Origin of the sequence: Pedobacter sp. SYSU D00535, assembly GCF_017355855.1 — a bacterium.
In the GTDB taxonomy this organism is placed as follows: domain Bacteria; phylum Bacteroidota; class Bacteroidia; order Sphingobacteriales; family Sphingobacteriaceae; genus Desertivirga.
In genome coordinates, this window is record NZ_JAFEWD010000008.1 from 40176 (window position 1) to 60849 (window position 20674).

Annotated in this window: 16 protein-coding genes; 9 read left to right on the forward strand and 7 right to left on the reverse strand. The window is 42.8% G+C overall.

Translation table 11 applies throughout. The features are described 5' to 3' along the window. Positions 1-51 precede the first annotated feature (51 nt). The 3 genes from J4N23_RS15545 to J4N23_RS15555 all read left to right on the forward strand — a co-directional run bounded on the left by J4N23_RS15545 (position 52) and on the right by J4N23_RS15555 (position 6670). Positions 52-2511: a glycoside hydrolase family 31 protein gene (locus J4N23_RS15545; RefSeq protein ID WP_207428614.1), complete on the forward strand. Its 2460-nt coding sequence runs from the start codon at positions 52-54 to the stop codon at positions 2509-2511. Then, positions 2508-4502: a 1,4-alpha-glucan branching protein GlgB gene (gene glgB, locus J4N23_RS15550; RefSeq protein WP_207428615.1), complete on the forward strand. Its 1995-nt coding sequence runs from the start codon at positions 2508-2510 to the stop codon at positions 4500-4502. The genes J4N23_RS15545 and glgB overlap by 4 nt, the downstream gene beginning before the upstream one ends. A gap of 167 nt (positions 4503-4669) precedes the next feature. Further along, positions 4670-6670 (forward strand): monovalent cation:proton antiporter family protein, encoded by a 2001-nt coding sequence (locus J4N23_RS15555; protein WP_207428616.1) that lies wholly within the window; start codon positions 4670-4672, stop codon positions 6668-6670. Between the two features lie 12 nt (positions 6671-6682). Here the strand turns inward: J4N23_RS15555 and J4N23_RS15560 are convergent, their stop codons facing one another. From J4N23_RS15560 to pfkA, 5 genes are all read right to left on the reverse strand, one after another. Next, a complete protein-coding gene (locus J4N23_RS15560) occupies positions 6683-7129 on the reverse strand; it encodes a hypothetical protein (protein ID WP_207428617.1) in 447 nt (148 codons plus the stop codon). A 7-nt stretch (positions 7130-7136) separates the two neighbouring features. Next, positions 7137-8186, reverse strand: coding sequence for a sensor histidine kinase (locus J4N23_RS15565; RefSeq protein ID WP_207428618.1), 1050 nt, complete (start codon positions 8184-8186; stop codon positions 7137-7139). Between the two features lie 175 nt (positions 8187-8361). After that, entirely contained in the window at positions 8362-9357 is a 996-nt protein-coding gene (gap, locus tag J4N23_RS15570; protein WP_207428619.1) for a type I glyceraldehyde-3-phosphate dehydrogenase, read from the reverse strand. Between the two features lie 6 nt (positions 9358-9363). After that, a complete protein-coding gene (locus J4N23_RS15575) occupies positions 9364-10212 on the reverse strand; it encodes a hypothetical protein (protein WP_207428621.1) in 849 nt (282 codons plus the stop codon). 18 nt (positions 10213-10230) lie between these two features. Continuing rightward, positions 10231-11214 (reverse strand): 6-phosphofructokinase, encoded by a 984-nt coding sequence (gene pfkA, locus J4N23_RS15580; protein ID WP_207428622.1) that lies wholly within the window; start codon positions 11212-11214, stop codon positions 10231-10233. Positions 11215-11329: 115 nt separating this feature from the next. Between pfkA and J4N23_RS15585 the strand changes: the two genes are divergently transcribed. Next, positions 11330-12028 (forward strand): NUDIX domain-containing protein, encoded by a 699-nt coding sequence (locus tag J4N23_RS15585; protein ID WP_207428623.1) that lies wholly within the window; start codon positions 11330-11332, stop codon positions 12026-12028. 46 nt (positions 12029-12074) lie between these two features. Here J4N23_RS15585 and J4N23_RS15590 read toward each other — a convergent pair whose 3' ends face one another. Then, positions 12075-12932, reverse strand: coding sequence for an N-acetylglucosamine kinase (locus tag J4N23_RS15590; protein WP_207428624.1), 858 nt, complete (start codon positions 12930-12932; stop codon positions 12075-12077). Positions 12933-13033: 101 nt separating this feature from the next. Here J4N23_RS15590 and J4N23_RS15595 point away from each other — a divergent pair, with 101 nt between their 5' ends. The 4 genes from J4N23_RS15595 to J4N23_RS15610 all read left to right on the forward strand — a co-directional run bounded on the left by J4N23_RS15595 (position 13034) and on the right by J4N23_RS15610 (position 16368). Next, positions 13034-14056 (forward strand): low specificity L-threonine aldolase, encoded by a 1023-nt coding sequence (locus J4N23_RS15595; protein WP_207428625.1) that lies wholly within the window; start codon positions 13034-13036, stop codon positions 14054-14056. Between the two features lie 91 nt (positions 14057-14147). Beyond that, entirely contained in the window at positions 14148-14966 is an 819-nt protein-coding gene (gene epsC, locus J4N23_RS15600) for a serine O-acetyltransferase EpsC (protein WP_207428626.1), read from the forward strand. Then, entirely contained in the window at positions 14966-15838 is an 873-nt protein-coding gene (gene cysM, locus J4N23_RS15605; RefSeq protein ID WP_207428628.1) for a cysteine synthase CysM, read from the forward strand. Before epsC ends, cysM begins: the two co-directional genes overlap by 1 nt. Before the next feature lie 44 nt (positions 15839-15882). Continuing rightward, entirely contained in the window at positions 15883-16368 is a 486-nt protein-coding gene (locus J4N23_RS15610) for a hypothetical protein (protein ID WP_207428630.1), read from the forward strand. 70 nt (positions 16369-16438) lie between these two features. Here J4N23_RS15610 and J4N23_RS15615 read toward each other — a convergent pair whose 3' ends face one another. Next, entirely contained in the window at positions 16439-16951 is a 513-nt protein-coding gene (locus J4N23_RS15615; protein ID WP_207428632.1) for a hypothetical protein, read from the reverse strand. 535 nt (positions 16952-17486) lie between these two features. On the opposite strand from J4N23_RS15615, the gene J4N23_RS15620 reads away from it, so the two are divergent. After that, positions 17487-20666 carry a TonB-dependent receptor gene (locus J4N23_RS15620; RefSeq protein ID WP_207428634.1) on the forward strand — a complete coding sequence of 1060 codons (3180 nt, stop codon included), beginning with the start codon at positions 17487-17489 and terminating at the stop codon, positions 20664-20666. Positions 20667-20674 lie beyond the last annotated feature (8 nt).

Sequence of the window (20674 nt, forward strand, 5' to 3'; positions counted from 1 at the left end):
GATACTATCTAAAGGGAAAGCAAAGTTATCAGTAAGAAATATTAAGATTTAATGGTAGAAAAAGAGAACAAAGAATCTTTACCAGAAATAAGCATTGAGCAGTTAGAGGAAGGGATTCAACACGTCAATAACCCAATCATTGGGTTAATGCCAATCGAAAAGAGGTATCTGAAGCCGGTAAAGGAACATGTGCAGAACGGCAATAATTTTTACTTTTCAGATGGAGAGGCCCGCGTAGAAGTGAGGGTAGTAAGTGATGAGATTATTCGGGTTCGCCTGGCTCCGCACGGAACTTTTTTGGAAGAATTTTCCTACGCTGTGCCAAAGCCTGAACAAAGGGTAACCGTCTTTTCTTTTGATGAAGATGATGATTTTTACAAGGTTAAAACGAACACGGTCGTTTGTCTGATCAATAAAAAAGACTTTCTAATTTCTTTCGAGGATAATCAAGGGATCGTTACTAACCAGGACTTTATCCCAATGCACTGGGAGGAGAACGCCGATTTTGGTGGTTACTACGTGTATTGTACCAAGCATTGTAAGGACACCGAGCATTTTTATGGCTTAGGTGATAAACCTACTGAATTTAACCTTCGTGGAAAACGTTTCCAGAACTGGAATACCGACACCTACTCTTTTGCTAAAAATCAGGATCCACTCTACAGGTCTATACCTTTTTATATTGGTCTAAAAGAAGGGGTTAGTTACGGGATTTTCTTCGACAATACCTATAAAACGCATTTCGATTTCGCTCATCAGGAGGCTAATAAGACGAGTTTCTGGGCTGATGGCGGAGAGTTGCAATATTATTATATCCACGGTCCGCATATGATGGACGTCGTGAAAAGATATTCGTCCTTAACCGGAACGCACCCAATGCCGCCACAATGGGCGCTTGGATATCACCAGTGCCGGTGGAGTTACTATCCCGAAAGCAAGGTGAAACGCCTGGCGCAAAATTTCAGGGATCGAAAAATTCCTTGTGATGCTCTTTACCTGGACATCGACTACATGGATGGCTATCGTTGCTTCACCTGGAACAAAAAGTATTTCCCGGATCCTAAGAAGATGGTAAAGGAGCTTGCTGATGACGGCTTCAAAACCGTGGTAATCATTGACCCGGGTATCAAGGTCGACGAAAACTACTGGGTGTTCCGCGAAGGAAAAGAAAATAAGTACTTCTGCCGCCGCAGCGACGACTACTTTATGGAAGGTCACGTGTGGCCGGGTCGTTGCCAATTCCCGGATTACACCAATCCGGAAGTAAGGGAATGGTGGGGTGGCTTGTTCAAAGAACTTGTTGAAGTGGGAGTTGCAGGGGTTTGGAATGATATGAACGAACCGGCTGTTTTCGGTTCTGGAACCTTTCCTAACGACGTACGCCATAACTATGATGGTCATCGGGGATCGCACCGCAAGGCTCATAATGTGTATGGGATGCAAATGGTTCGCGCTACTTATGACGGCTTGAAGAAGCTGCAGAAGAATAAACGACCATTTACTATTACCCGTGCCGGTTATTCCGGAGTTCAACGTTTTTCTTCTGTATGGACCGGAGACAATCTGGCTTCATGGGAGCATTTGAAGCTCGCGTCTTTGCAGTGCCAGCGTTTGTCTGTGTCAGGGATCTCTTTTTGCGGTACTGATATCGGCGGCTTTACCGGTGAACCAGATGGTGAGCTTTTTACCCGTTGGATTCAGCTGGGTGTTTTCACACCATTTATGAGAGCTCACTCTGCAGGCGACACCCGAGAGCGCGAGCCATGGAGCTTCGGCGTGGAATTCGAGGATATCAACAGGAAGTTCATCGAATTGAGATACCGTCTCTTACCATATATCTATTCTGCCTTCTGGGAGCAACATAAATACGGCTTTCCAATTTTACGTCCGCTGGTAATGACGGAACAGGAGAATCCGACCAACTTCTATCGTGAGGATGAATTTACCTTCGGAGATAAGATCCTGATTTCTCCTGTGTTTCATGCGGGGCAGAAATCAAAGGTAGTGTATTTGCCTCAGGGATCCTGGTATGATTACTGGACCCACGAGGTGTTTGAAGGAGGTAAAGAGCATACTGTTCTTACGCCCTTAGATAGCATGCCTATTTTTGTAAAAGCAGGGTCTGTAATCCCCGAGTGGCCATTGATGCAATATGTTGGAGAGATCGAGCCGGATGAAATCAAATTCCAGATCTACTATTCCAACTATGAGGTAAATTCCTTTTATTTCGAAGATCACGGAGATACCTTTGCCTATGAGCAGGATATCTACACCGAGAAGAAGTTCGTGGTGAAGGGTGATGCCAACACTTTCAACATCCGACAATCGTCGGAAGGTCTATATACGCCAAGATACCAGACCTATGAATTGAAGTTAATAGGTATGCCTTTCTTACCTACAAGAATATTGGTAGACGGAAAAGAGTTGCAGCAGGAGTTTGTGTTTGATGAATTAAAACGTGTAAATATTCAGGTAAATAAAAATTTCAGGGAAATTCAAGTAATTAGATGATAAAAAAAAGTGTGAAGAAGTCGGATAAGAAGGCGCCAGCAGAAGTTTCTGCGTCTGGCGATAACAGCGTCAGGCCGTTTTCGAGATTTACTGACTTCGATATACATTTGTTCAGATCAGGCAAGCATTATAAATTATATGAGAAATTAGGTTCTCATGTAATGCAGGTAGAGGGACGTACCGGAACCTATTTTGCAGTATGGGCGCCAAACGCTAAATATCTATCAGTAATAGGAAACTTTAATGGATGGAGCCGCGAGTCTCATCCATTGTTTCTTCGCTGGGATAGTTCCGGGATATGGGAGGGCTTTATCCCTAATATCGGTAACGGAGAAGTTTATAAGTTTTTCATTCGCTCGAACTCGGGAGAAGAACTTGAAAAATCAGATCCTTACGCGTTGCGCTGGGAAGAACCCCCTCGCACTGCTTCCATCGTTTGGGATACATGGTATGAGTGGAAGGATAACGACTGGATGCAGAATCGTTATAAACACAACAGCCTGAATAGTCCTTACTCCGTTTACGAGGTTCATTTTGGTTCCTGGATGCGCAGTCCTGATGACCCTGCTAAATATCTCGGCTATCGTATTATGGCTGATAACCTTGTTCCTTACGTGAAGGAAATGGGTTTCACTCATGTGGAGTTCATGCCCTTGATGGAGCACCCCTTTTATCCTTCCTGGGGCTATCAGATTACCGGCTATTTTGCTGCTTCATCTCTTTACGGAACTCCCCAGGATTTGATGTACCTCATTGAAAAGCTGCATGAGAACGGAATAGGAGTCATTTTCGATTGGGTTCCTTCACACTTTCCAGGAGATGTCCACGGCCTTTTTCGGTTTGATGGAACACACCTCTACGAGCATTCGAACGAGAAGGAGGGTTTTCATCCCGACTGGAAATCATATATCTTCAATTACGGTCGTAATGAAGTACGATCTTTTTTAATAAGCAACGCCATCTTTTGGCTCGAGCGCTTCCACGTGGATGGACTGCGGGTTGATGCAGTTGCATCAATGCTTTACCGGGACTATTCCCGAAAAGAAGGAGAGTGGATTCCTAACCAGTTTGGCGGCAGGGAAAATCTGGAGGCCATTAGCTTCTTAAAGGAATTTAATATCGCTGTTTATTCACATTTTCCGGATGTACAGACCATAGCAGAAGAATCAACCGCGTTTCCGGGAGTCAGTAAGCCTGTGTTTAGCGACGGTCTTGGTTTTGGGATGAAGTGGATGATGGGTTGGATGCATGATACATTGAAGTATTTCAAGGAAGATCCTATCAATCGCAAATATTATCACGGTCAGATAACGTTCAGTACTGTATATGCTTTCACCGAAAACTTTATGCTTCCTCTCTCTCATGATGAGGTGGTACACGGCAAGCATGCGATGATCAATAAAATGCCTGGAGACGAGTGGCAGAAGTTTGCTAATCTTCGGGTGCTTTATACCTATATGTTTACTCATCCGGGAGCTAAGCTGCTGTTTATGGGTAGCGAATTTGGCCAGAAGGCTGAGTGGAATGTAGAAAAATCATTAGACTGGCATTTACTTGACTTAGCCCCGCACAAGGGGATGAAGGAATTGGTAAAGGGGCTCAACCAGCTTTATAGGGGAGAGCCGGGGCTCTACGAGAAGAATTTTGAGTGGGATGGCTTCCACTGGATAGAAGCCGGAGATGCGGAAAATTCGGTACTGGTATACTGCCGCAAAGGAAATGATCTTGCCGACAGTAAGCTGGTTATAATTTTAAACTTAACACCGATTCCACGATACGACTATCGGGTGGGGCTCCCTCATCATGGTGACTGGGAAGTTGTTTTCAACTCAGACGAAAAGCAGTATTACGGAAGCGGGTTTGAAATTGCAAAACACATTAGCACTGAAAACGTACACTGGCATGGCAGCTCTCAGTCTGCTACCCTTAATCTGCCACCATTATCCGGGGTGGTACTGAAAAGATTCAACCGAACTGCTAAATTCTGGTAAGGTTAAAGAGGGGCGAATACGCTCCTCTTTTGTTTTATGATGGTCCTTTTCAATCACAGTCCGTTGTTAATCTTTAGTTTAATTTAATAGTTTTACAGCGCGCCGGGTGCTTTAGGTATCTCCAGGGATTACGGCGATCTTCTTTCTGTCACAGTTGCAAAGGTTCTATGGAAGTTCCTCTTTTACAGGATATAATTATCATTTTAGGGTTGTCGGTAGTAATTATTCTGCTTTTTCAGATGTTACGCCTGCCGTCGGTACTTGGTCTGTTACTTACCGGAATCATTTCAGGACCTCACGGTTTGAGTTTAATCGAAGCTACGCATGAGGTAGAGCTGTTAGCAGAAATCGGGGTAATTTTTTTACTGTTCGTTATTGGGATTGAGTTCTCTCTGGATAGCCTTTCAAAAATTAAATACACCGTGCTGGGTGCCGGATCCTTACAGGTATTTGGTACCATTGGACTGACGGCTACTCTTTGTTACATTATGGGGCTGCCAGGTAAAGAAGGCATCTTCATGGGTTTTCTGCTTTCTTTAAGTAGTACTGCCATCGTTCTGAAGATGTTGCAGGAGAGGGGCGAGACTACTGCTCCTCACGGACGCATGTCGGTGGCGGTTCTGATCTTTCAGGATATCATTGTGGTGCCAATGATGCTCATCTCACCGCTGATGGGAGGGAAGGGAGGTGATCTTCAATCTACTATCCTTTGGCTAGTTGTTAAAATTGCCGCGATTATCGGCGTTGTTATTGTGCTGTCCCGATACGTAGTACCTGTAATTCTTAATCAGGTCGTTAAAACCAAGAGCCGGGAGCTCTTTATTCTTACCACTATAGTAATCTGTTTTTCTACAGCCTGGCTTACCTCCTCGGTCGGTTTGTCGCTCGCGCTAGGGGCTTTCTTCGCCGGACTTATTATATCTGAATCTGATTATAGTCATCAGGCCACCGCCAATATCCTGCCCTTTCGGGAGATTTTTATTAGCTTCTTTTTTGTTTCAATCGGAATGCTGTTGAACCTGAATTTTTTTATCCAGCACATGGGAACTATTTTTCTTCTTACACTCGCTGCGATTTTGGTGAAAGTGCTCATACTGATCGTCACAGTGCTGGTGATGTCTTATCCGCCCCGGACGGTTTTTATTACAGCCTTAAGCCTGTTTCAGGTAGGAGAATTCGCCTTTGTTCTGTCGGTTACAGGTCTTGAAAATAACTTGATGTCGGAAGAAGTTTATCAGTACTTCTTAGCTATCTCAATTATTACGATGGCAATTACTCCATTCGCCATTAAGTACTCTTCGCAAATTACCGATTATATTTTAAGGCTTTCTTTACCTCAGCGCGTTCGCAAACGGCTGAAATCAATGTCACGGGGAAGAACAGGTACGGAAAGTATTAAGGAGGAGGTGACCGGGCATTTGGTGATTATCGGCCACGGACTAAATGGCGAGAATGTCGCAAAAGCGGCAAGGCAGGCTAAAATTCCGTATCAGATTATCGAACTCGATCCTCATATTTTTAAAACAATTAAAGAGCGGAATGAACCCGTTGTGTTTGGGGATGCTTCCGATGAAACTATTTTAAAACATGTTGCCATTCAAAACGCCAGGGTGGTAGTTGTGGCGATTTCTGACCCGGCCGCTACTAAGAACATCATTCGTAGGGTGCGTGAGTTTACCCGAACCGCTCATATTATTGTAAGGACCCGCTATTTGAAGGAGATAGAAGACAACCTTAAATTAGGTGCAAATGAGGTTATCCCCGAGGAATTCGGTACGTCTATCGAGATCTTTAGTAGAGTATTGAAACGGTACTTAGTGCCGGAAGATGAGATACAGGAGTTTATCGGCCAAATACGATCTCATAACTATGAAATGCTTCGGGAAGTACATGCAATGACCGATAGTTCTTTTAGTCCTCCGCTTCATCTTTCAGACATGGAAATTGCGGCTCTGCCAGTTGAGCAGGGGAGAAACTCGATCGTTGGAAAAACGATTATGGACTCCGGCTTGCGTTCTAATCATGGGGTGACGGTGCTTGCTATAAAAAGGGGTAGCCGTTACCTAACAGAGATTGCGGCTAATGATGAAATCAAGCAAGATGACGTCCTGTACGTATTTGGCAGTGCTCAAAATATTGCAAGACTGAATAAATACCTGGAGCTTTAGGTGTCAGGCCATTTAATTAGGGCTGTTGTTACGATCTTTTATTAGTATAGCTTGTTTCGGTACGTAAAATTCTCCGCGGGGTTGTTCAAGTATTTCCCAGAGAATATTGAAGCCATCGAACGTTAGTTGCAGTTTCCCCGTCAACTCTGAAAAAGCTGATTTGAATGGAACGATAAAGGTGGTGGTAGCGGGGATTGGTCCGGCAAATGAAATAGCGTTTTCCTCGGCACAATCAATCTTCAAGCCTTTTTTCATCACGCTGCAATAACTGCCTTTGAGGTAGTTTCCTGAGCGGATAATTTTCAGCACAAAGTTGTGTTCAAGGTCGTTGTCTTCCCATTCCCATTCTCCTTCAAACGGGGAAACAGTATTACTCATACCAGCCGACGCAAATTGAGCAAAGCCTCGGTTCAGCATAAGAAAAAGACAAACTAAAATAATGGTAGAAGCTTTTTTCACAGCCGTTCTATTTTAATCTTATGACAAGATTTATCTGAAAGCTATCTTTCGATTCCTGCACTTTAAACTCGTGATCGTTCGGATAGTAATTATTCAAACGGAGCTTAACATTCGCCAAACCGATCGAGCTGCTCTTTATAACTTTCCTTTTTCGTTTTTTGTTTACAGCCCTGAAATAAAGAATACCATTTACGTAATTGATGTGAATAAGCGCGGGGTTTTTGACTTCACTCAGGTCACCGTGCTTAAACATATTCTCTACTAGTGGCAGAAGTACCTGAGGGTAGATACGCACTTCTTCTTCTAATCCCGTTTTTACAATATTTACAAAGACCTTGTTCCCAAATCTGAGCTGATTTAAACGGATGAAGTTTTCGACGTTTAAAACTTCTTCGGCTAGCTCTATTTTTCCTTCATGGTCCGGTTCGCGCAAAGCATACCGCATTAGATCATTCACGATCATTACCATTTCAGAAGCCTCATCTGATGCCTTCTGAACTGAGTTGTAAATGAAATTTAAGGTGTTAAACAGTAGGTGCGGATTTATTTGCGATTGGAGAAACGAGTTCTGGCTAACCTGCAATTTCTTTTCCATCTCAGACTTTTCCGCGAGCAATTGTAATTGTAGTTTGCTTAATTCCCGGCTTTTTCTTCGTTGCTTTACATGAGCTACTCCCAGCCAATAAAAGAACGATAAGGAAACAAAGTACATGGCTCTCCAGGCGTTCTCATCTAAGTATTCCAGCAAGGTTGTTCCGTTGAAATTTCTCATCGACGTATTCTCCAGTACCAGAAAGGAAAGCGTTGTAAATGCTCCGTAAATGAGGAGTTCTGCAAGGGTAAGGAGGCACAAGAAAATGGGGTTGGACCTGAGGTTAATCTGGGAATTAAAGGCCAGGAAGGAGTTAAAATAGAAAATTACAAAGATCAGGATGAGGTGAATGCTATACTCTCTTTCCGGAATAAAGTTTCCCTTACCTGAGATCTTTAAGAGAAACTCATAAAATAAAAAGAGAATCCATCCAAAGATATGTTTTCCAATCTTCTTGAAGTCCATTACCACGCCGCCCGGAAGCTGTTGTCGAGATCCATAAATTGCGCTTTTAAATCCTTCATCAAAACCGGTTCAATAACTCCCAATTGCAAATGAAAGTAGAGTTAAGATCTTTAGATAAAAATAAAAAAGCCCTGTAAAATTTAATTACAGGGCTAATATAGTAGTTTTGAGTTTACTACAAAGTACCTATCAATTGAACCAGGTCAATTAATTTATTTGAGTATCCCCACTCGTTATCGTACCAGGAAACAACCTTAACAAAGTTGTCATTCAATGCGATGCCAGCTTTAGCATCAAAGATAGAAGTACGAGCGTCTGTCAGGAAGTCTTGAGATACTACTTCGTCTTCAGTATAACCCAAGATGCCTTTTAATTCACCTTCAGAAGCTTCTTTCATCGCCGCTTTGATGTCTGCATAAGAAGCGGGTTTTTCAAGGCGAACAGTTAAGTCAACTACAGAAACATCCGGTACAGGAACGCGGAAAGCCATACCAGTTAGTTTTCCTTTTAGTTCAGGGATAACCAAAGCTACTGCTTTAGCTGCACCTGTAGATGAAGGGATGATGTTCTGGTAAGCACCACGTCCACCTCTCCAGTCTTTAGCAGAAGGGCCGTCAACGGTTTTTTGAGTCGCAGTTACAGCGTGGATAGTACTCATTAAGCCTTCCAGGATGCCGAACTTATCATTCAATACCTTCGCAATTGGAGCAAGACAGTTTGTGGTACAAGATGCATTTGAAACGATAGTCTGCTCAGCGGTAAGCAGTTTATGGTTAACGCCCATTACGAAAGTAGGAGTATCGTCTTTTGCAGGAGCAGACATCACTACTTTCTTAGCACCAGCCTGGATATGTTTTCCTGCAGTTTCCTGAGTAAGAAACAAGCCAGTCGACTCAATAACAACTTCTGCACCTACTTCATCCCACTTAAGGTTAGCCGGATCTTTTTCAGCAGTAACACGGATAGTTTTTCCGTTAACTACCAAATTCCCGTTTTGCACCTCAATAGTTCCATTGAACTTGCCATGAGTAGAATCATATTTTAACATGTAAGCCATGTAATCTGGTTCAACCAGGTCGTTGATGCCCACAATCTCAATATCATTGCGTTCGCAAGCTGCTCTAAAAGCTAAACGACCGATGCGGCCGAATCCGTTAATTCCAACTTTCATTTTCTATTAATTTTTATTCGTGTAATAATTCAAAATATTGTAAATCGGTTTCCTGATAATATTTCCAACGCTTATTCCATATCCATCGGCCATCTCCTTTATAGTGTCCTGAAAAATATCAGCAATGGCCCCTGTGAAATGTACTGGCAAATCTGGGTGTTTTTCTGCAAGAGGAAGAATATAAGTTTCAAAAAAAATTTTAAAGCCATTTTTTACCAGATCGTCCACGTATTTTTCCTGTCTGTTCTCGGCCAGGAAGTCGGTGAAAGATGTCAAAAATAAGATTGGCTGAGGATTTCTGTAGACTTTGTCAAGGATCTGTTTTCTCTCGGGGTTGAATTTTTGAACGAATTTTTGTTCAAACTTCTCAGGAAGTAATCCGGTGAGATAATCTTTCAACAGACGTCTTCCTAGCCAGTTCGCTGATCCTTCGTCTGCCAGGATGTAACCCATCCCAAAGTTATTTTCTTTGATCTTCTTCCCGTTGAAATACGCAGCATTCGATCCGCTACCCAAAATACCTACTATTGCGGGCTGGTCGCCGCACGTTGCTATGGCCGACGCTGTCAAATCATGTCCTACAGTTACCTTCGCATAGCGGAAGAATTTGTTAAAGGCATTAACGATGATTTGTTGTCTATCTTTCGACGTTGCTCCTGCCCCATAGAAGTAAATCCGTTTGATCTCTTCGGCATAGGTGATGAGCTCGTTTTTTTTATTTAATAGATTGCTGATAAACTTCTCATCATACAGAAAAGGATTGATTCCTGGCATTCTAAATTCTGATACTATTTGCCCTCTGTCAGACAATTTCCAGTCTGCATTTCTCGACCCACTATAGATTACCGCAATCATTTTAATTTTACTCCAGCCTTAAATTGCTAGGATATGTGACATTTCAAGTAAATCTTCTTCCAGCTTCGTTGAGTGATTTGTTATTGACTCCTGAATGTCGGTTAACTGAATTTTATTAGATACGAGACCTACCATTTTCCTATTTTCGCCAGCGAGCAGTGCATTTACTGCTGCATAGCCAAACCGACTTCCTAAAACCCTGTCGAAACTGGTAGGTGATCCACCCCGCTGCAAATGTCCTAAAATAGTTACTTTAACATCGTAAAAATTAAATTTTTCTTTTACGCGTTTGGCCACATTATAAGCGCCGCCATTTTTTTCGCCCTCTGCTATAATTACGATACTCGAGGTCTTATTACTTCCTGCACCTGCTTCAAGCTTGGAAATCAAGTCCTCAATTGCTGTATCCTTTTCGGGTAGCAAAATCGCTTCTGCGCCTCCGGCAATCCCTGCCTGCAACGCAATACACCCAGAATCTCTTCCCATTACTTCAACGAAGAAAAGCCTGTCGTGAGAAGCAGCAGTGTCTCTTATTTTGTCTATCGCGTCAATTACTGTATTGGTGGCAGTGTCATAGCCTAAGGTAAAATCAGTACCATAAAGGTCGTTGTCAATAGTACCTGGCACGCCGATTACTGGTATGTCAAACTCTCTGGAAAGTAGCTCCGCACCCGTAAAAGTACCGTCACCGCCAATGGCAACAAGAGCATCAATACCGGCTTCTTTAATGTTTTTATATGCGAAAGCTCTACCTTCCTTTGTTTTAAAATCAAGGCAACGAGCTGTTTTTAGTATGGTTCCTCCTAACTGAATGATGTGGCATACTGAGCGGGCGTCCATCTTGATAAATTTTTTATCAATCATGCCTTGATACCCTTGTTGTATACCAACCATTTCTACGCCTGAATAAATCCCCGTGCGCACTACTGCGCGTACGCAGGCATTCATTCCTGGTGCATCACCCCCTGAAGTAAAAACACCGATTTTCTTAATAGTTGACACGCTCATTTGAAAATATTTGCCGAATATAAGGTGTAAGACTTACACTAAGCGAAAAATCTAAGAATTTTTTCCACTTTTGTGCGAACAATTATATTTTCACAATAAATATACCGCTTTGCAAACTCCGCTTCCAAAATTTGATTCTGTATTCTCAGTTGACTGTGTAATCTTCGGGTTTGAAGAAGGTGTTCTTAAGATCTTGTTGATTGAGCGAAATGAGCCTCCGTTCAAAGATTGCTATGCGCTTCCCGGTTTATTTGTCGGGCATGATGAGGGGATAGACTATGCAGCGGAGCGGACCTTGTACGAGTTGACAGGACTGCGGGATATTTATATGGAGCAGTTGTACACCTTCGGCGACCTGGACAGGCACCCGGAGGGAAGAGTTATCACAGTTGCTTATTATGCATTGATCCGGCTGAGCAGTAAGATAGAGGTTAGGCCGCATTCCAACTACGCAAAAACAGCGTTCTGGCATCCGGTAGCAGACCTTCCTCAGCTGGCTTTTGATCATACCCTGATTTTCCAGAAGAGCCTGGAGAAGATTCGGCGAAAGATTAGCGATCAGCCTATTGCCTTTGAACTGCTGCCGGAAAAGTTCACGCTGACGCAGTTACAGAACGTGTATGAGGCTATCCTGAACAGAAAGTTGGATAAGAGAAATTTTCGTAAGAAAATGTTGAATTATGGGATTTTGAAAGAGTTGGATGAGAAGCAAAGGGGCGTGTCTTACAGGGCCGCAACCTTGTATAAATTTGACAGAAGAAAATACGCCAAGGTATTTCAGAAAGAGCTTTCTTTCATTAAGGAATAGAATGAGAAAGCCTACAACACGTTAAAAGTGCTATAGGCCTCTCGCTTTAAGCTTTTGCGCGGTTGTCCACGTGAAACTGTACCAAGTCATCTATCGGAGAGCGAACCAGCCTGCCTATTTTCATGCCGTATTCTCCAGCAACTTCCTCAAGTATATCCCGAAAACTGTACCCCACAGATCCAATAACATTTAAGCTGTACTTTTGATAATTAGGGTAGTGGCTAACCAGGTTTTTGAAAAATTCGCTGAAACTTGTTTTTACTAGCTGACGAGTATAGCTCCGGTTCGCAGTACAATCGTATACGAACTTTGCGAAGCTAGCACAGAACCTGTTTGCCAAAGGTTTGCTGTATACATTTTCCTGCACGTCATCAGGGGTAAGCTTAAACGTCTCCCAAAACTCTTTCCTCACTTCTTCCGGCATGTAACCTCTCAAATAATCTACCAGCAGTTTTTTTCCTATATGGCAGCCACTGCCTTCATCACCAAGAATATAAGCCCCAGAGTCAATGTGTTCTATGATTTCCTCCCCGTTATATATGCAGGTATTGGTCCCGGTACCTAAGATTGCTGCGAAACCTTCATTTTTGCCAAGTAGCGCCCGTGCAGCAGCAAGAAGGTCGTGGCCTACAAATACCTGGCTGCTGGTAAATACGGCTGAAAAGGCACCTGCCAATTCTGCTGCTTTTTCCTCATTATGGACGCCTGCTCCGTAAAAGTTCACCTCTTCAATTTTTGACAGGTCCAGGTCTTGAGGAAGATTTTTTTTCAAAGAGTTGATTACATATTCCTGATCCACGAAGTATGGATTGTATCCCTCTGTATTGAAATATACTTTCTTGTTATCCTCATTAAGTAAACACCAGTTAGTTTTGGTGGAGCCTCCGTCAGCAATGATGATCATTTTGAATTTGTTTAGTGCCCTAAAGTAAAAATTAATCTATACACGTTTAAAAAACTTTAAAGTTTCTGTTTGTATTATTGTTTTATCTCTACTTTAATTCTATGATAGTTGACTTAAGAAGTGATACGGTTACTAAGCCTACACCGAGCATGCTTGAAGCGATGTTTGCCGCCATTGTTGGTGATGATGTTTATGAAGAAGATGAAACGGTAAATCAGCTCGAAGCAGAACTTGCACAGATGTTTGGGATGGAAGCGGGTTTGTTTTGCCCTTCAGGAACTATGACAAACCAGATCGCCATTAAGTGTCTTACTCAGCCTCTGGATGAGGTAATATGTGAAGAAGGCTCCCATGTGTACAGGTATGAGGGTGGAGGGATCGCTTTCAATTCTGCGGCTTCAGTTAGATTGATTAAAGGGGATCGGGGCAGGTTAACAGCGGAGCAGATTGAATCAGCTATCAATCCTTCAAATATTCATTACCCTCATACACGCCTGGTAGTGCTTGAAAATACGTCAAACCGGGGAGGAGGAAGTTACTATACGGCAAGCGAGATCGAACCCATATATCATCTTTGCCGCTTAAAGAACTTGTATTTGCATTTAGATGGTGCCCGGATATTTAACGCCCTGGTAGAAACTCATGATGACCCAAAAAAATACGGGCACATGTTCGATAGTATTTCCATCTGCCTTTCGAAAGGCTTAGGTGCCCCTGTGGGTTCAGTTCTGATAGGAAGTACAGATTTGATCAGAAAGGCCAGACGGGTGAGGAAAGCCTTCGGTGGAGGAATGCGACAGGCGGGCTACCTGGCAGCCGCAGGATTGTACGCCTTAGAACATAACATTGCTCGTCTGAAGGAAGATCATGAGCAGGCAAAACGATTGGGACAGGCGCTGCAGGAATGCCATTTTGTTAAAAATATGCTCCCTGTTGATACAAATATTATCATTGCAGATTTAATAGATTCGTATTCTGCTGACAACTTTGTAAATAGATTGGCCGATCATGGCATCAAATGCGGAACTTTTGGGCATCAGAAAGTTCGCTTTGTAACGCACCTTGGGATTTCATCTTCCATGATTGACTATACTATTGACATATTGCGAAAGGATCGCCATTAGGGCCTTTCATTTTTACAATTAAAAAAGATTCTTTTTCCTAAAATTGTGGCGTAGCTTTTAATTCAGAAAGTTGCCCCGAATTCTTACAATAATGAATCAGGAGTTTTTCCAGCATATTTTTGATAAGCACCAGGACATAGAAGCAGTTCCTTCCAATAAGGAAATAGCTACCTGGGCTCTAAAGCTGATTCGATTACTATATCCGGAGCAATCCAAAAAGTTTTTCTCTTCAGTGGAGGAAATTGAGCACGAATTGCAATTGTTGGAGAGTGAGTTGACAAAGATCATGAATGCCACTAAAGCTTGTGAGAATTGCGACAATCAGGAGAAATCGAGGGAGTTCTTCAAGAAGCTTCCAGACCTTTATGCTCTGTTAAATACCGATGTGCAGGGGATTTTGAATGGCGATCCAGCGGCGAAAAGCGAATTTGAAGTGATCAGAGCTTATCCCGGATTTTATGCAATTTCTTTTTACAGGGTAGCGCACGGTTTGCTGAAACTCGATATTCCTGTGATTCCTCGGATCCTTACCGAATACGCTCATTCCAAGACCGGTATTGATATTCATCCGGGCGCAGAAATTGGTGAATACATGCATATCGATCATGGGACCGGAATTGTCATTGGGGAAACAACCAAAATCGGAAATAACGTGAAGATCTATCAGGGCGTCACTCTTGGAGCACTAAGTGTGGAGAAGAACATGGCTTCCACCAAACGACATCCTACGGTAGAAGATCACGTGGTTATTTACGCCGGCGCCACTATTTTAGGGGGAGAAACAGTGATAGGGGCTCATAGCATAATTGGGGGTAACGTTTGGCTTACCAAAAGCGTTCCTCCTCATTCTTTGGTCTACCACGAGTCGAAAGCAAAGGTGGTTGAAAGGCAAGTTAAAGATTCGCAGTAATGGGAAGTATTTTAGATTTAGTAGGAAACACTCCACTCGTAGAGATTAGAAAGTTAAACCCAAACCCGGCGGTACAGATTTTTGCCAAGCTGGAGGGAAACAATCCGGGAGGAAGTGTCAAAGATCGTCCTGCGCTTAATATGATAAAAAGCGCTGTAGACCGGGGCGAAGTGAAGCCGGGAATGAAGCTAATTGAGGCGACGAGTGGGAATACAGGCATTGCGTTGGCCATGATTGCCCGCTTGTTTGATTTAGACATCGAGTTGGTAATGCCTTCAAGTTCAACCCGTGAGCGAACACTTACCATGGAAGCATTCGGAGCAAGGGTCGTGTTGCTGGATAGTATTGAAGCTTGCAGAGATTATGCGGAGGAAAAAGGGGCCTCAGGCGAATATTTCCTGTTAAACCAATTTTCTAATCCTGATAATTATCTGGCTCACTACAAAACAACGGGACCTGAGATATGGAGAGATACAGATAGAAGAATCACCCATTTTGTAAGTGCCATGGGCACCACGGGAACGATAATGGGAACCTCTATGTTTTTCAAGGAGCAGGATCAGGATATCCAGATCGTAGGTTGCCAGCCTACCGAAGAATCGTCCATACCTGGAATCAGAAGGTGGCCTGAAGAATATTTGCCGAAAATATTCGACCCTTCACGGGTAGACAGAGTGATGGATGTTTCGCAAGCTGAAGCTACCGAAATGGCGAGGCAGCTTGCTAAAGTGGAAGGTATTTTTGCCGGAATGAGTAGTGGAGGCGCTGCCGCGGCGGCTTTTAGGCTAGCTGCTGAGTTGACGGAAGGTGTAATCGTTTTTATTGTTTGCGATCGGGGGGACCGGTATTTAAGTAGTGACTTGTTCGGATAGCGAGTTTAAACAATTTCCAGCCCAAATGTCTTATTATGATATCTATGAAAGTATTATCAGCAATAGGGGGTGGTCTGGCGGGAGCTTGTGCCCTCACAATATTACATGAAGTTACCCGAAAATTAGATAAAGATGCTCCGAGGATGGACCTGCTGGGAATGCAGGCGATATCTAAGGGGTTAAGAAAGGCGGGGCAAAGTGTGCCGGGTCAGCAAAAACTTTATACGCTTTCCCTTGCGGGAGAGATATTAAGTAATACTTTTTATTACAGCCTGGCGGCAGCCGGAAACAGAAAATACGTAGTGCCCAAAGGAACACTGCTGGGGTTGGCTGGAGGGGTAGGAGCCTTATTCCTTCCCAAATCGATAGGGCTGAATCCCCAACTAAGCAATAAAACTCTAAAAACTCAGCTGTTGACAACCTCCTTCTATATGCTCGGAGGCCTGATAGCCTCTTTTGTTGCAAAACGAATAGATAAGCGTAAAGAAAGACCGTTAGAGCGAGGACGGGTCGTCAATTTATTCAGGTAATTTCTTGGAAAGAGGTTGCCTTGATCTGTTAGGGCCACTTCTCAAGGCAACCGTCTTTCTTGGCTACTAACTAATGTTTGTTTTTTCCCTTCCCTTTTTCTCCGCCCTTCCCGTTATTACTCTTAAACTCTTTTTTGCTATTATTTGACTTGACAGCCTGCGTAGTACGAGAGTTGCCTGCTTGGTTGTATTTATTTTTGGATAGGCCTTTGCCGCTCCTTAGGGTAGATTGTCCCCTATACGTTTTGTATTTCCCGTACTTAACCTTGTGCTCTTTGTAGTTCAGGAACGGTTTCGGGGAATTTAGCACCACCTTGTATCCGCTGTAAAGATCATAGCCCTGATATTGGGAAGGCAATGAACTGCTGTATAGCCACTTTCCGTTGTTGAGATAGATGAATTGCCTGTTGGGCACGTGATAATACGTTTCTATCCCTGGGAGGTAATAATACTCTGCATAATCGTAACCTGCAGGCCCCCAGGCAGGTTGAGCTCCAATGTTGATATTCACATTGACCTGCGAATACGCCCTGCTTGCCATCCCCGCAAGTACGAGCATTGAAAATAAAACTAGCTTTTTCATAATAAGTGTGTGTGAAGGGAAAAAACAATTATAGTGCCAGTTAAGAGTGCATGATATAACCATTCTGTTTTTGCGGCAGAGAAGGCTTCAGTATTAGAACGCATAGCTACGCTATAGCAAAATCGAGGCCGATGCCGATAGTTATTTTGGAGTATTTAGAGTCTCACGGGACTTTAATAATCATCACTAATTAAAGAGGATAAGGTCACTACTTTTGCATTTAATTATTATAATGCGCGGATTAAGGATGCACATCATATTTTTGTAATGTAAAGCTTGGTATCGTTACCGGGAACGATTGCGTAAATTTTTAGTACGAAAGGCACGTTTCTTTTCATGAAACTCGCTAGAATTGTAATAGGAAGCTAACCAATAAGTCAGTAGCACATAATAAAGGGAGAAAAAGTAAGTTATTACATTGCTGATTTTGACCCAATGATCAGTTTAATGAAGAGAAGGGGAATGATGAGTTCGTGGTTAGATCCAAAAAGTCTTAAATTTTAAACTAGTAAGCCTAATTGTTAATTAATTTTTTATGAGGAAAGTAATACTTTTAACGTGTATGCTGTTTACGATCGTATATACAGCATTTTCACAAACCCGGCAAGTTACGGGTAAAGTAGTTGATAAGGGTGGGGAGGCTCTTATCGGCGTAAGTGTGTTAGTCAAGGGTACTACCCAGGGGGCTAGTACTGATCTTAATGGTAACTTCAAAATCAACGTGTCTACTACTGGAAATCCCGTTCTTGTTTTCAAGTACATTGGATTTAAGATCAAGGAAGTAGCAGTAGGAAAACAAACGCAAATCAACGTTACTCTTGAAGATGATGCAACGGCTCTGGATGAAGTTGTCGTTGTTGGTTATGGTACCGTAAAAAAGAAGGATTTGACAGGAGCGGTGGGAACTGTCAGTGCTGAAACTATCACGGCTGCCCCAGTTTCATCAGCCTTAGAGGCTATTTCAGGTCGAGTAGCAGGGGTAAATATCTCCAGTACAGAAGGCTCTCCTGATGCCGAAATGACTGTCCGCGTTCGTGGTGGTGGATCTATATCTCAGAATAACTCGCCTCTCTACATCGTCGACGGTTTTCCTGTAAGTTCTATCTCGGATATAGCTCCTCAGGATATCGAATCAATTAGTATATTGAAAGACGCTTCGTCAACTGCGATCTATGGATCAAGAGGTGCAAATGGGGTTGTTTTAGTGACTACCAAAGGTGGGAAAGGTGGAAAAACTGCGATTAGTTTTAATACGTTCACCGGAACAAGAAAAATTGCCAATACTTTAGACGTACTCTCTCCTTTCGACTACGCTACATGGCAGTACGAAAGAGCGCTCCTTGACAACAGCGTGGAAGATTACACTAAGTATTTTGGTAATTTCCAAGATATCGATCTATACGCGAATGTCCAGGGGAACGATTGGCAGGACCTTGTTTTCGGACGTACTGGTACCACGTATAATCAAAACTTAAACATCAGTGGTGGTGGCGAAAAAACTAAATTTAGTATTAGTCATAGTTTTGTAAAGGATAAAGCAATCATGCAGCTTTCAGGCTACCAGAGGCATAACCTGAATTTTAAATTGAATCACAAGCTGTTTGAGACCTTGACTTTAGATTTCGGAGCGCGTTATGCTGACGCGAAAACAGAAGGGGGAGGAGCAAATGAGCAGAACGAAAAGTCGTCTGCAGATTCTCGTTTGAAATTTGCTATGATCTATCCTGCCATCCCCGTAGCAGGATTGACAAACTCTGCAGAAACTGATCCTGATTTCAATTTATACAACCCGCTCGTTGCTATTTCTGACAATGATCAGTTCGTTCAACGCAAAACGTACAATTTAAATGGTGCGTTAACATTTGAACCTATCAGAAATCTTAGCCTGCGTTCTGAAGTAGGTTACGATGGGTTTAGAAATGACCATGATAGGTTCTACGGTTTAACTACCTATTATGTGCAAAATGCGCCAGCAGCTGCAAACCAGGATTTGCCCGCTATCATCTTTACCAACGCTCGAAGAAACACGTTCCGGAATACAAATACCTTGAACTACGACTTTAAAAACATGTTGGGGAAAGATCATAAGTTGAACCTGCTTTTAGGACACGAATACATTCTAACCGAAAGTGGAACTTTAACGAATGTGGTGCACGGCTTTCCTGCAACTTTTGATTTCGACGCATCTCGAAGGTTGTCCACTCAAGGTCAGGCTAATTCCATCGAGAACTTCTTCTTTCCTGACGATAAATTGTTGTCATTTTTTGGTCGCGCGAACTACGATTACAAGGGAAGGTATTTGTTGACAGCCACTTTGCGTGGAGACGGATCTTCCAAATTCCTGGGTTCAAAGAGTTGGGGATATTTCCCTTCAGCTTCAGTAGCATGGAGAATTTCGGACGAGAGTTTTATGGAAGGATTTAGATCATGGCTTACTGATGCTAAAATCAGGGCAAGTTATGGTGAGGCAGGTAACAACCAGATTCCTGGAGGGGTAGCTCTGCCAGCGATGTTAAACTCAACTACGACCTGGGTTAATGGAACCAGCAATTATTGGGCTCGTTCGAAAACTATGCCAAATCCAGATTTGGTTTGGGAAACAACAATTTCAAGAAACGTGGGAGCAGACCTGACGCTATGGAATGGCAAAGTTAGTGCAACTGCTGATGTTTATCTAAACAACACAACTGACTTATTAATGGCCTACCCTGTTACAGGAACAGGCTACGATATTCAATATCGTAACGTTGGGGAAACTCAAAATAAAGGTCTAGAGCTTTCTGGAACCTGGAATGCGTTGAGAAAGAAAAATTTCGACCTATCAATAAATGCGAATATCAGCTTTAACCGGAATAAGGTTATATCTCTTGGGGGTATAGCTAACTACCCTGGAGCGTCTGGTTGGGCATCTACAGAAATAGGGAATGACTACCGTGTTGTTGAAGGTGGCCCGATAGGTGCAATGTATGGTTATGTAAGTGCTGGACGGTATGAGGTTTCGGATTTTGAGCCAAATCCTGTAAACGGGGTATGGGTTTTGAAAGCAGGAGTACCTACTGCAAATGGTGTCGTGGGAACTATTCGCCCGGGATCTATGAAGCTAGCAGATCTTAACGATGATAAGATGATCAATGACTCAGATAAAACTATTATCGGAAATGCCAATCCGCTGAACACCGGTGGTTTCTCGATCAACTCCCGCATTTTCAATTTTGATTTGGGCGCTTACTTCAACTGGAGTTACGGAAATGATATCTATAACGCTAATAAAATCGAGTATACTTCAACCAGTAAGTATAGTTCAAGAAACATGATCTCTATTATGGAGAGCGGTCAACGCTGGACCAATTTGCGGGCTGACGGAACTATCAGTAATGATCCTGCAGAATTGGAAGCAATGAATGCAAATACTACATTATGGTCTCCCTACATGAGCAGGTACGTGTTTAGCGATTGGGCGGTAGAAGATGGATCTTTTTTGAGATTAGGAACTTTGACACTGGGTTACACCGTTCCTAAATCAATTACCAGCAGATTGAAAATGAATAGCGTTAGAATTTATGCATCAGGTTACAATCTATTCTTGCTAACGAATTACACTGGATTTGATCCGGAAGTTTCTACCAGACGCCAGACTCAACTTACACCTGGTGTAGATTATTCCGCTTATCCTAAAAGTAGGTCTTACGTTTTCGGCCTAAATGTTAATTTCTAGTCACACTA

What these genes read in the sequence shown, in the direction of transcription:
- J4N23_RS15575 (WP_207428621.1), bottom strand. Translation starts at nt 10,212, where the DNA reads ATGATTGCGGTAATCTATAGTGGGTCGAGAAATGCAGACTGGAAATTG.
- J4N23_RS15620 (WP_207428634.1), top strand. Translation starts at nt 17,487, where the DNA reads ATGAGGAAAGTAATACTTTTAACGTGTATGCTGTTTACGATCGTATAT.
- cysM (WP_207428628.1), top strand. Translation starts at nt 14,966, where the DNA reads ATGGGAAGTATTTTAGATTTAGTAGGAAACACTCCACTCGTAGAGATT.
- J4N23_RS15590 (WP_207428624.1), bottom strand. Translation starts at nt 12,932, where the DNA reads ATGATCATCATTGCTGACGGAGGCTCCACCAAAACTAACTGGTGTTTA.
- J4N23_RS15545 (WP_207428614.1), top strand. Translation starts at nt 52, where the DNA reads ATGGTAGAAAAAGAGAACAAAGAATCTTTACCAGAAATAAGCATTGAG.
- J4N23_RS15555 (WP_207428616.1), top strand. Translation starts at nt 4,670, where the DNA reads ATGGAAGTTCCTCTTTTACAGGATATAATTATCATTTTAGGGTTGTCG.
- J4N23_RS15595 (WP_207428625.1), top strand. Translation starts at nt 13,034, where the DNA reads ATGATAGTTGACTTAAGAAGTGATACGGTTACTAAGCCTACACCGAGC.
- gap (WP_207428619.1), bottom strand. Translation starts at nt 9,357, where the DNA reads ATGAAAGTTGGAATTAACGGATTCGGCCGCATCGGTCGTTTAGCTTTT.
- J4N23_RS15610 (WP_207428630.1), top strand. Translation starts at nt 15,883, where the DNA reads ATGAAAGTATTATCAGCAATAGGGGGTGGTCTGGCGGGAGCTTGTGCC.
- epsC (WP_207428626.1), top strand. Translation starts at nt 14,148, where the DNA reads ATGAATCAGGAGTTTTTCCAGCATATTTTTGATAAGCACCAGGACATA.
- J4N23_RS15615 (WP_207428632.1), bottom strand. Translation starts at nt 16,951, where the DNA reads ATGAAAAAGCTAGTTTTATTTTCAATGCTCGTACTTGCGGGGATGGCA.
- glgB (WP_207428615.1), top strand. Translation starts at nt 2,508, where the DNA reads ATGATAAAAAAAAGTGTGAAGAAGTCGGATAAGAAGGCGCCAGCAGAA.
- J4N23_RS15565 (WP_207428618.1), bottom strand. Translation starts at nt 8,186, where the DNA reads ATGGACTTCAAGAAGATTGGAAAACATATCTTTGGATGGATTCTCTTT.